Genomic DNA, 11,474 nt, shown 5'->3' on the forward strand with positions numbered 1-11,474 from the left:
TAAAGTGACGCAGATTGCGCGTGAATCGCTAATAGTGCAAAAGTTTGGTGGAACATCAGTCGGTTCGATTGAGCGAATTGAGGCTGTAGCCAAGCGGGTCATGAAAGCTAAAAGTGAAGGCCATCAACTGGTAGTGGTTGTTTCGGCTATGTCTGGTGAGACGAATCGTCTCCTGGGCCTTGCACAGCAAATCGATGCTGTGCCTGCAGCGCGAGAACTTGATGTTCTCTTGTCGGCGGGTGAACAAGTCTCAATGGCGTTACTCGCGATGATGTTGAATAAGATGGGACAGCCCGCCGTGTCATTGACGGGTTGGCAGGCTGGCATCGAAACGGACGGTACGTTCAATGATGCAAGCATTACCCATATTGATCCTCGTCCTATTCAACAGTTACTGGCACAAGACAAAGTTGTGATAGTAGCTGGATTTCAAGGCATTAGTGACGAAAGGGAGATAACAACCCTGGGGCGCGGTGGTTCCGATACCACGGCCGTTGCACTGGCAGGCGCTTTACACGCGGATGAATGTCAGATCTTTACCGATGTGGACGGGGTGTATACCTGTGATCCACGGATTGAGCCGGATGCTCGTCGTCTGGACGTCGTGCATTTTGACGATATGACGTCAATGGCACGAAATGGCGCGAAAGTGCTACAATTACAATCAGTTGAGCATGCGCGAGAAAACGGTGTCCCGTTGAGGGTCCTGTCTTCGTTTGAAGAGGGGAACGGAACACTGGTGAGTTTCGACTCGCGAGTATCAACTGAGGTGGTTGGGGTGGCGCTGAAAGGCCAGCAAACTTTGCTGGAAGTGGCCATGCCGATTACAGAGCTGCAAGATCAGCTCAACTTGTTTGGTCTGGCGTGTTGGTGTCAACCGACCGCGATCCAGACAACGCAATTAGTGACAGCCAACGAGCAATTGGCTCGTTTGGAGCTGGTGCTGGAGCATAAGATGCAACCGCTGGCCGGCGTTGCGACGTTGTCGCTGGTCGGAAATGGGGTGGTGGATCTGGTGGATCCAGTGTGCGCTGTCTTGGCGGAGGCCGGTATCACCGTGCGTCAGCATCTGTGCTCCGCGCATTGTCTCTCCCTGCTGGTGAGCGACAGTGATCAACAGTTGGCTGTTAATATTGTCCATAAAAGGTTTGTGGTCGAGGCCGAAAGTCTGGATAATCGACCGCTTCTCGCTGTTTCTTGAGCAGTGAATATTTACGAATTCGTAAATATTGTTGGATAATAAACATTAAACGCTTATAAAACTGAGAATACTCAAGGAGCACACGAATGCTTATTTTGACACGTCGCGTAGGTGAGACGCTAATGATTGGTGACGAAGTAACCGTTACTGTCCTTGGCGTGAAAGGGAATCAGGTTCGCATTGGTGTGAATGCACCAAAAGAAGTTTCTGTGCACCGTGAAGAAATCTATATGCGTATTCAAGCAGAAAAAGAAACCGGTTCACAGGGATCGGGCAACTACTGATTCGGAAAAGGTCGGCCTAGGCTGACCTTTTTTGTAATTATTGCAGGCTGGTGTTCCTCGCCCGTTATGTTATTTTATTGAAATCAAATGCGATATTGTGCAAGTGACGTTGGATAAATTGCCGGGTTGGCTATTAAGTATCCATCTGCGCAAGCAATGTTATTTTTTGACGATAAAGTGTTTGACTTATTTTCGGGTGGCAGTAATATGAGCCCCCGCAAGACGGTGAGGTGGCCGAGAGGCTGAAGGCGCTCCCCTGCTAAGGGAGTATACGGTTTATAGCCGTATCGAGGGTTCGAATCCCTCCTTCACCGCCATTCTTTTTCAGAATGAATGGCCTTGCATTGCGCGTCCGTAGCTCAGCTGGATAGAGTACCTGGCTACGAACCAGGCGGTCGGAGGTTCGAATCCTCCCGGACGCGCCATTATTTTTACAGACAGGACGAAGTTGTCTGTCTGACAAACCGAATTAAGTGTGCGCTCGTAGCTCAGCTGGATAGAGTACCTGGCTACGAACCAGGCGGTCGGAGGTTCGAATCCTCCCGAGCGCGCCATTATTTCGTGTGGTGAGGTGGCCGAGAGGCTGAAGGCGCTCCCCTGCTAAGGGAGTATACGGTTTATAGCCGTATCGAGGGTTCGAATCCCTCCTTCACCGCCATTCTTTGTCCGGTTTTCCGGAACAAGAATATGCCTGCGCGTCCGTAGCTCAGCTGGATAGAGTACCTGGCTACGAACCAGGCGGTCGGAGGTTCGAATCCTCCCGGACGCGCCATTATTTTTACAGACAGGACGGAGTCGTCTGTCTGACAAACCGAATTAAGTGTGCGCTCGTAGCTCAGCTGGATAGAGTACCTGGCTACGAACCAGGCGGTCGGAGGTTCGAATCCTCCCGAGCGCGCCATTATTTCGTGTGGTGAGGTGGCCGAGAGGCTGAAGGCGCTCCCCTGCTAAGGGAGTATACGGTTTATAGCCGTATCGAGGGTTCGAATCCCTCCTTCACCGCCATTCTTCTCTTCAAGTCATGCTTGAGAAAGAAACCCTGCGCGTCCGTAGCTCAGCTGGATAGAGTACCTGGCTACGAACCAGGCGGTCGGAGGTTCGAATCCTCCCGGACGCGCCATTTCCCTTTAAGTATCAACGGACTGTTACTTAATACCGATGTTGTTTCAACATCGGGGTTAGGCTTTTCCTGACCCAAGCAAAATTATTCTGCGCGCTCGTAGCTCAGCTGGATAGAGTACCTGGCTACGAACCAGGCGGTCGGAGGTTCGAATCCTCCCGAGCGCGCCATCATTAAGGTCACTGACCTGATATTGCAACTGCAATATCGAAAAGCCTGCGCGTCCGTAGCTCAGCTGGATAGAGTACCTGGCTACGAACCAGGCGGTCGGAGGTTCGAATCCTCCCGGACGCGCCATATGACATCTGCAACGTTCTGACGTTGTGGCACATCGAGATTAAGCGTGCGCTCGTAGCTCAGCTGGATAGAGTACCTGGCTACGAACCAGGCGGTCGGAGGTTCGAATCCTCCCGAGCGCGCCATCTTTAAGGTCACTGACCTGATATTACGACTGTGATATCGAAATGCCTGCGCGTCCGTAGCTCAGCTGGATAGAGTACCTGGCTACGAACCAGGCGGTCGGAGGTTCGAATCCTCCCGGACGCGCCATATTGCTTTGGCAACGCTCTGACGTTGCGAAATACCGAGATTAAGCGTGCGCTCGTAGCTCAGCTGGATAGAGTACCTGGCTACGAACCAGGCGGTCGGAGGTTCGAATCCTCCCGAGCGCGCCATCTTATCAAGCCCGGCCTTTGGCCGGGCTTTTTTATTTTCTGCGCTTTATTTTGAAAATCAGTCGGAACTGTTTATTTTGCTATATGAAGTAACGAGATGATCTATTGCTGATCGATTCCTCGCTGTCATCGTGTGCACTGGCTTACTTTCGATGTTCCCCACTGGTAAATAATCATATGTTGGTTTATTGATTTGCTGTTGCTGGGGTATTTTGGAGATATATCCTTATCTTCCCTTGTGTACTTCCTGCTTCCCTCTGCTCCTGCCCTGGCCTTAAGAGCGATTGAAATTCAGTGTGTTATGTTGATTTCGCAACTATGTTAACAAAATGATGCCAATGCGGCGTAAATTGAGGTTAAATGCAGATATCAGCGCTTAAACTGTGAATCAATTTGACATATTTTGACCGCTCGTGTTAATTCTTAGCCAGCCAAATACTCGTTATGAAAGGAATCAATAATGGCAGATTTAGGTAGCCTGCTGTGGGAGGCCGCGACAATCATGATCACCGGGATGGTGGTTGTCTTTGCCTTTCTCAGCATTCTGATCTTTCTCGTGCAACTGCTCGCCAAAGTCGCGCCCAAAGATGACCTGCCGGCATCTCAGCCTGCGCCAGCCGTTGCCAATACTCAACCTGGTGTCCAGGCGGATGTTGTGGCCGCCATCACCGCTGCGGTGCATCAATACCGTCAGCGTTGACATTCAGGTTGCCGGACGATTTTAATTACAAGGAGTTTGTGAGCATGTCCAAGTCTTTAGCGATCACTGACGTTGTGTTACGTGACGCCCATCAGTCTCTTTTTGCCACCCGTTTACGTCTTGAAGATATGTTGCCGATTGCCGAGCAGCTCGATAATGTCGGCTACTGGTCTCTGGAAACCTGGGGCGGGGCGACATTTGATGCCTGTATCCGTTATTTGGGGGAAGATCCCTGGGAACGTTTGCGGGCACTGAAGCAGGCGATGCCGAAAACCCCGATGCAGATGCTGCTGCGGGGTCAGAACCTGCTGGGTTACCGGCACTATGCCGATGATGTGGTTGATAAGTTTGTCGAGCGGGCCCACGCCAACGGGATGGATGTGTTCCGGATTTTCGATGCGATGAATGATGTCCGGAACTTCGAGCGTGCGGTCAAAGCCACTGTTGATGTCGGCGCGCATGCCCAGGGCACCATTTCCTATACCACCAGTCCGGTGCACAATTTAGATACCTGGACCGATCTTGCCAAGCGCTTGGAAGATTTGGGCTGTCATTCAATCTGCATCAAAGACATGTCCGGCCTGCTCAAGCCGTACGAGGCCGAAGAGCTGGTCAAGCGGATCAAAGCCTCCTGTGATGTACCGCTGGCGCTGCATTGCCACGCCACCACCGGCCTGTCGACGGCGACGGCCATCAAAGCGGTGGAAGCCGGGTTGGATATTCTCGATACCGCGATTTCGTCGATGAGCCAGACCTATGGCCACACCCCGACGGAAACCGTGGTCGCGATGCTGGAAGGTACCGAGCGCGATACCAAACTGGATCTCCAGCAACTGGAGCCGATTGCCGGATACTTCCGGGATGTGCGCAAGAAATACGCCAAATTCGAAGGCAGCCTGAAAGGGGTGGATGCCCGAATCCTGCTGGCCCAGGTACCGGGCGGCATGCTGACCAATATGGAAAGCCAGCTCAAGGAGCAGGGCGCAGCGGATCGTTTTGATGAAGTGCTGGAAGAGATCCCGCGCGTGCGCGAAGACTTGGGCTTCATTCCGCTGGTGACGCCGACGTCCCAGATCGTCGGAACCCAGTCGGTGCTGAATGTGCTGACGGGCGAGCGCTACAAGAGCATCAGTAAGGAAACGGCTGGGGTGCTGAAAGGGGAGTACGGCGCAACGCCGGCACCGGTGAATGCTGAACTTCAGGCCCGGGTGCTGGAAGGGGCGGAGCCGATCACCTGCCGTCCGGCGGATCGGCTGGAAGCTGAGCTGTCGAACCTGACGGCGGAGCTGACGGCAAAAGCCAAGGCGGACGGGATCAAATTGGCCGATGCGTCAATTGATGATGTCCTGACTTATGCCCTGTTCCCACAAGTGGGGTTGAATTTCCTCAAAAACCGTAATAATCCGTCGGCCTTTGAACCGGTACCGGGCTCGGAGCCTGAAGCGGTACCTGCGCAAGCGGCAGCGGCGCCTGCTGCAACCGGTGGAGTCGAAGCTTACAGCGTGCGTGTCAATGGTCAGGTCTACAATGTGGAAGTGGGGCCGGGCGGTGAGCTGTCTTCTGTCGAGCCGGCTGCTCCAACTGCTTCAGCTGCTCCAGCAGCGTCCTCGGCGGAGCCGGTTGCTGCGCCGCTGGCGGGGAATATCTTTAAGATCAATGTTCAGCCGGGTCATCAGGTTTCCGAAGGCGATGTGCTGGTGATCCTCGAAGCCATGAAAATGGAGACGGAGATCCGTGCCACTCGCAGTGGGGTTGTCCAGGACTTGCATGTCAAAGAAGGCGACGCCGTAGCGGTCGGCTCTCCGATCCTGAGCCTGGCATAAGAGGAAACCATGGAAGGTTTATTGAAACTTTGGTTAGAAACCGGGATCGCCAACTTTGAGCTCGGCCAGTTGGTGATGATCCTGGTGGGTGCCGGTCTGTTGTTTCTGGCGATTCGTAAGGGCTTTGAGCCCTTGCTGCTGTTGCCGATGGGTTTTGGCGCCATTCTGGCGAATATTCCCAATGCCGGATTTACCGAGCCGGGCGGGTTGCTGTTTTACATCTACCACGTCGGGATTGAAACCGGGGTCTTCCCGCTGCTGATCTTCATGGGCGTGGGGGCAATGACCGACTTCGGGGCCCTGATTGCGAACCCGAAAACGCTGCTCCTGGGGGCGGCGGCTCAGTTCGGGATCTTCTTCACCCTGTTCGGCGCGATTTTGCTGAACCTGGTGCCGGGGATGGAGTTTAGCCTGGCTGATGCCTCGTCCATCGCGATTATTGGTGGGGCGGACGGCCCGACGGCGATTTTCCTCGCCAGTCGGTTATCTCCGGATCTGCTCGGGGCGATTGCGGTCGCGGCCTATAGCTATATGGCGCTGGTGCCGATCATCCAGCCGCCGATCATGAAAGCCCTGACCACCCCGGAAGAACGGACCATCCAGATGGAGCAGCTGCGCCACGTCAGCAAAACTGAAAAGGTGCTGTTCCCGTTGGCCGTGCTGCTGATGACCATTCTGTTCCTGCCGTCTGCGACGCCGCTGGTCGGGATGTTCTGCCTGGGTAACCTGATGCGCGAGTCCGGCGTGGTGGAGCGTTTGTCCAACACGGTGCAAAACGAGTTGATCAACATCGTCACCATCATGCTGGGGTTGGGGGTCGGCTCTAAACTGGAAGCGGACAAGTTCCTCCAGTTCGAAACCCTGGGGATCCTGGTGCTGGGCGCCGTCGCTTTCAGCGTCGGAACCGGCGGCGGGGTTCTGATGGCCAAGTTGCTCAACCGCTACAGCAAAGAAGCGATCAACCCGTTGATTGGTGCGGCCGGGGTTTCGGCGGTGCCGATGGCGGCCCGGGTGGTGAATAAGGTTGGCCTGGAAGCCAACCCGCATAACTTCCTGTTGATGCATGCCATGGGCCCGAACGTGGCCGGGGTGCTGGGCTCGGCGGTGGCGGCCGGTATCTTGCTGGCTCTGGTCGGCTAGCACGAAAAATATCCGGGAACCCACAAAAACGGGCAGCGTCAGGCTGCCCGTTTTTTTATTTGGTATGATGCTGTGATTGAGAGACAGAAGGAAAGGTGAAGATGGAAACCTATCAGCAATTGGCGATCACCCGTTTTGGTGAACCGGCCGTCCTGGCCATGCAAACTCAGACGCTCCCGGCGCTGACCGATGCCCAGATGCTTGCGGATGAGCAGGTGCTCGCGGATGATCAGGTCTTGGTCAAGGTGGCGTATGCCGGGGTGAACCCGATCGATGCCAAAACCCGGGCGGGTCTGGGATGGGCTGCGGCGCAGAACAAGGACAACCTGCCCTGGGTGCCGGGCTATGATATTGCCGGTGAGGTGGTGGCCTGTGGTCAGGCGGTGCGCCGGTGGTCGGTCGGCGATCGGGTGTCGGGCTTTATCGGCTTCCCATTGCAGGGTGGTGGCTATAGCGAGTACGTGGTGGTTCCGGCGGAGCAGCTGAGCTCGGTTCCGGCATCGACGCCGTTGCGTCAGGCGGCGGCCTTGCCGCTGGCTGGCCAGACCGCCTGGCAGGCGCTGGAGAAAGCAGCGGTGAACGCCGGTGATCAGGTACTGGTTCTGGCGGGCGCCGGGGGCGTGGGGCATCTGGCCATTCAGCTGGCCGTTGCGCGCGGGGCCAAGGTTTTTGCCAGTTGCTCGGCAGGCAATGCCGATTTTGTGCGCCAGCTCGGTGCAACAGCACTCGACTATCGCCAAGGGCCGCTGGATACCCAGTTGAAGGACGCTGATGTCCTGATCGATTTGATGGGCGGAGATGTCGGCATTGCCGCGCTCAGTTGTGTCAAAGCCGGTGGTCGGGTGGTGACGGTGCCGACAATCACGGCCGAGCAAGTCTGCGAGCAGGTGCGCCAGTGCGGGCTACAGGCCGAAGGGATGCTGGTCACGCCGTCGGTGACGCAGAACGATACGATGATGGCCATGCTGGCTGCCGGAACCCTGCGTCTGCATGTCGATGCGGTTTATCCGCTGGCAGATGGTGCGGCGGCCCACCAGGCGATTGAAAGCGGCCACACCCGGGGCAAAATTGTGCTGGCGGTAGGTAGCGATGCGTAACAGTTGTCCGGGTTCGGCCCGGCTCCGCCTGGAGCAAGTGATCTTGTACCGGGCATTTCAATGCTAGAGTTATTTCAAGGCAGCTCAGCCCTTTGGGTGTTGTTTTCGACCGGCCTGCTGAGTGCGACCCTGCTGCCCGGCGGCTCGGAAGCCAGTCTGGTGGCGGCCTTGACGCTGGGGGAGCAGCCGATCTGGCTGCTGATCGGTGTGGCCACGGCGGGCAATACGCTGGGGGGGATGATCAATTACTGGCTGGGAAGATGGCTGCCGGATAAAACTTCTGACGAGAAAAACGGTCATAAAGCTTTGCAATGGCTGAAAAAGTACGGCTATTGGTCGCTGCTGTTCAGCTGGTTACCCGTGATTGGGGATCCGTTATGTCTGGCAGCGGGCTGGCTGCGTATGCGCCACGACTTGAGCCTGGTGCTGATTTTTCTGGGCAAAGCCGTGCGCTACCTGTTGCTGGCGCTGGTTGTCCAAGGTTTTTGATAAGGAATGCTGACGTGCAAAAGTGGATTCTAGGTGTCGCGCTGTTTTCGCTGGCAGGGTGCTCTGCCCTGGAGGCGACACAAGACAAGTCCTCCGCGTTACCCGATGGGGTGACATTCGTTGAACAGGTGACGGCCGAGCAGGGCCAGCCGGTGATCCCGTATCGCAAGTACGTGCTGGAAAACGGTCTGACCGTGGTGCTGCATGAAGATAACTCCGATCCGCTGGTTCATGTCGATGTGACCTATCATGTGGGGTCTGCCCGCGAAGCGCTGGGCAAATCCGGCTTCGCCCATTTCTTTGAACATATGATGTTCCAGGGATCGGAAAACGTCGGCGATCAGGAGCATTTCCGTTTGATCACCGAAGCCGGCGGCACGTTGAACGGCACCACCAACCGGGATCGGACCAACTATTTTGAGACCGTCCCGGCGAACCAGCTGGAAAAAATGCTGTGGCTGGAGTCCGATCGAATGGGCTTTTTGCTCAACGCCGTCTCTCAACGTAAGTTTGAGATCCAGCGTTCGACGGTGAAAAACGAGCGCGCGCAGCGCTATGAAAACCGGCCTTACGGGCTGGTCTACGAGCGGATGGGCGAAGCCCTGTTCCCGCGCACCCATCCTTATTCCTGGCAGACGATCGGCTATGTTGAAGATCTCGACCGCGTCGATGTCAATGATCTCAAAGCCTTCTTCCTGCGCTGGTATGGCCCGAACAATGCCACGCTGACCATTGGCGGTGATCTGGATGTGGCGCAGACGCTGGCCTGGGTCAACAAGTACTTCGGCTCGATCCCGCGCGGCCCGCAGGTCGACAAGCCACAGCAGCGCCCGGTCACGCTTGAGCGCGATCGATACCTGACGCTGGAAGATAAGATCCAGCAGCCGATGTTGCTGATGGCCTGGCCGACCTCGTATTTGGGGGCACAGGATGAAGCCTCGCTGGATATGCTGGCCCAGGTGATTGGCGGTGGCAAGAACAGCCTGCTGTACCAGGACCTGGTGAAAACCGGTGAAGTCAACGATGCCGGGGCCTTCCATGACTGTGCGGAGCTGGCTTGTACCTTCTATGTGTACGCGATGGCCCAGAGCGGGGATAAAGGCGATCTGAAATCCCTGCGTGCCAAAATGGTCTCCATTCTCGACGGGTTGGAGCAACGCGGCGTCAATGCCAAAGAGCTGGATGATGTGAAAGGCATGGTGGAAGCCGATGCGATCTTTGGTCTGCAAAGTGTGCGTGGCAAGGTGTCGCAGCTGGCGGCCTATGAAACCTTCTTCGGGAACCCGAACCATCTGGGAGTCGAGCTTGGAAACCTGCGCGCGGTGACGCCGGCCAGTGTCGAGCAGGTGTATCAGCGTTATCTGAACGGGAACCCGAATGTAACGCTCAGCGTGGTGCCGAAAGGACGAACCGGGATTGAGGCCGCCAAGCCGAACTATACCCCGGCGCCGCGGCTCATTGCGGCGCACCAGAAAGTCAGCGACGAGCAACTGGTGCTGCGAGAAGCCAAAGATGACTTTGATCGCTCGGTGATGCCGGAGCCGTCTTCGCCGGTGACGCCGGCGATGCCGGAACTGTATGAGTTTGCGCTGGCCAACGGGATCAAGGTACTGGGAACCAACTATCATGAAACCCCGACGGTTGAGCTGCAGATGATGATCCCGGCCGGACGCCGGTTCGAAGCGGCGGGCAAGACCGGTCTGGCCAGTCTGACGGCGGCGATGATGAACGAAGCCAGTCAGAAATCGACCGTGGAAGCCCTCTCTTCGCGCCTCGATCGTCTGGGCAGTTCGATCCATTTTGATGCCGGGTTGTACGGCACCATTGTGTCCGTGTCGTCGCTGAAGAAGAACCTGGCGGAAACCCTGGCCCTGCTGGAAGAGCGGCTGTTCTATCCGGCTTTCAACCCGGATGACTTTGCCCGTTTGAAACAGCAGGCCCTGGAAGGACTTGTCTATGAGCACCAGAAGCCGTCCTGGCTGGCCGGTCAGGCCTCGCGGGAAGTGCTGTATGGCGGCACTACATTCAGCCTGCCGCCGGAAGGCTCCACCGCTTCGATTAACGCGATCACTCTGGCGGATGTCAAAGCCTTCTACCAGCGCTATTACACCCCGAACGGTGCGGATATCGTGGTGGTCGGGGATATCCAGGCCAAGGCGCTGACGGAGCAACTGGCGTTTCTGGCGCAATGGTCCGGGATGCCGAAGCCTGAGTATGCACCGCAAACGCTGCCGACGCTCAACGGGCAGACCCTTTGGCTGGTGGACAAACCGGGCGCACCGCAGAGCATGATCCGTCTGGTTCGCCAGGGATTGCCGTATGATGCGACCGGGGAGTTGTTCGAGACTCAGCTGGCGAACTTCAACCTGGCCGGGAACTTTAACAGCCGGATTAACCTCAATTTGCGGGAAGATAAAGGCTATACCTATGGTGCCGGTGGTTATCAGGACGGCGGCAAGGAAGTGGGGCTGTCTGCGTTCTATGCCCAGGTCCGGGCGGATGCCACCCTGGCCTCCGTGAAAGAGTTTTTGGCCGAGCTCGACACGATGAGCCAGCAGGGCGTGACGGACGAAGAAGTGGCCTTTATGCGCCTGGCCGTCGGTCAGCAGGATGCACTCAACTACGAAACGCCGGGCAAGAAAGCGCAGTTGTTGGGGCAGATCCTGACTTACGCGCTGCCGCAGGACTTTGTTGCCGAGCGCAATGAAATTGTGGCGACCATTACCAAGGCCCGGTTGGATCTGCTGGCGGCGAAATGGTTCAATCCGAAGGACTACCAGATCATCGTGGTGGGCGATGCGGCCTCACTGCGGCCGCAGCTGGAAACCCTGGGGATCCCGGTGAAAGCGCTGCAACCGCGCAGTTAACGGACAGAGAAGCCGGCGTTGATGCGCCGGCTTCTTGCTTTTTTAGCCGGCTGAGCGGGAGGTCCCGGACGATGAGGAT

General features: G+C 56.5%; 8 protein-coding genes and 13 tRNA genes. All 21 read left to right on the forward strand.

From position 1 onward, the window contains the following. Positions 1-4: 4 nt before the first annotated feature. A complete protein-coding gene (locus NH461_RS02700) occupies positions 5-1,201 on the forward strand; it encodes an aspartate kinase (RefSeq protein ID WP_261601793.1) in 1,197 nt (398 codons plus the stop codon). 86 nt (positions 1,202-1,287) lie between these two features. Beyond that, positions 1,288-1,485, forward strand: coding sequence for a carbon storage regulator CsrA (gene csrA, locus NH461_RS02705; RefSeq protein WP_036818084.1), 198 nt, complete (start codon positions 1,288-1,290; stop codon positions 1,483-1,485). 224 nt (positions 1,486-1,709) lie between these two features. Next, positions 1,710-1,802, forward strand: a tRNA-Ser gene (locus tag NH461_RS02710). Between the two features lie 31 nt (positions 1,803-1,833). After that, positions 1,834-1,910, forward strand: a tRNA-Arg gene (locus NH461_RS02715). A gap of 52 nt (positions 1,911-1,962) precedes the next feature. After that, positions 1,963-2,039 (forward strand) — tRNA-Arg (locus NH461_RS02720). An 11-nt stretch (positions 2,040-2,050) separates the two neighbouring features. Continuing rightward, positions 2,051-2,143: transfer RNA gene (locus NH461_RS02725), tRNA-Ser, on the forward strand. A 37-nt stretch (positions 2,144-2,180) separates the two neighbouring features. Further along, positions 2,181-2,257, forward strand: a tRNA-Arg gene (locus tag NH461_RS02730). Positions 2,258-2,309: 52 nt separating this feature from the next. After that, a tRNA-Arg gene (locus tag NH461_RS02735) sits at positions 2,310-2,386 on the forward strand. 11 nt (positions 2,387-2,397) lie between these two features. Continuing rightward, positions 2,398-2,490 (forward strand) — tRNA-Ser (locus NH461_RS02740). 38 nt (positions 2,491-2,528) lie between these two features. Beyond that, positions 2,529-2,605 (forward strand) — tRNA-Arg (locus NH461_RS02745). 93 nt (positions 2,606-2,698) lie between these two features. Then, positions 2,699-2,775, forward strand: a tRNA-Arg gene (locus NH461_RS02750). Between the two features lie 50 nt (positions 2,776-2,825). Next, positions 2,826-2,902: transfer RNA gene (locus NH461_RS02755), tRNA-Arg, on the forward strand. Between the two features lie 48 nt (positions 2,903-2,950). Next, positions 2,951-3,027 (forward strand) — tRNA-Arg (locus tag NH461_RS02760). Positions 3,028-3,077: 50 nt separating this feature from the next. Continuing rightward, positions 3,078-3,154, forward strand: a tRNA-Arg gene (locus NH461_RS02765). Between the two features lie 48 nt (positions 3,155-3,202). Then, positions 3,203-3,279: transfer RNA gene (locus NH461_RS02770), tRNA-Arg, on the forward strand. A gap of 460 nt (positions 3,280-3,739) precedes the next feature. Further along, positions 3,740-3,979 carry an oxaloacetate decarboxylase subunit gamma gene (locus NH461_RS02775; RefSeq protein ID WP_261601794.1) on the forward strand — a complete coding sequence of 80 codons (240 nt, stop codon included), beginning with the start codon at positions 3,740-3,742 and terminating at the stop codon, positions 3,977-3,979. A 44-nt stretch (positions 3,980-4,023) separates the two neighbouring features. Beyond that, on the forward strand, positions 4,024-5,802 hold the full coding sequence (oadA, locus tag NH461_RS02780) for a sodium-extruding oxaloacetate decarboxylase subunit alpha (protein ID WP_261601795.1): 1,779 nt from the start codon (positions 4,024-4,026) through the stop codon (positions 5,800-5,802). A 9-nt stretch (positions 5,803-5,811) separates the two neighbouring features. After that, positions 5,812-6,942, forward strand: coding sequence for a sodium ion-translocating decarboxylase subunit beta (locus NH461_RS02785; protein ID WP_261601796.1), 1,131 nt, complete (start codon positions 5,812-5,814; stop codon positions 6,940-6,942). A 101-nt stretch (positions 6,943-7,043) separates the two neighbouring features. Continuing rightward, positions 7,044-8,039: an NADP-dependent oxidoreductase gene (locus NH461_RS02790; RefSeq protein WP_261601797.1), complete on the forward strand. Its 996-nt coding sequence runs from the start codon at positions 7,044-7,046 to the stop codon at positions 8,037-8,039. 60 nt (positions 8,040-8,099) lie between these two features. Then, positions 8,100-8,528, forward strand: a complete 429-nt coding sequence (locus NH461_RS02795) for a YqaA family protein (protein ID WP_261601798.1) — start codon at positions 8,100-8,102, stop codon at positions 8,526-8,528. Between the two features lie 14 nt (positions 8,529-8,542). Beyond that, entirely contained in the window at positions 8,543-11,395 is a 2,853-nt protein-coding gene (locus NH461_RS02800) for a M16 family metallopeptidase (protein ID WP_261601799.1), read from the forward strand. Positions 11,396-11,474 lie beyond the last annotated feature (79 nt).

The organism is Photobacterium sp. TY1-4, from assembly GCF_025398175.1.
Taxonomy (GTDB): Bacteria; Pseudomonadota; Gammaproteobacteria; order Enterobacterales; family Vibrionaceae; genus Photobacterium.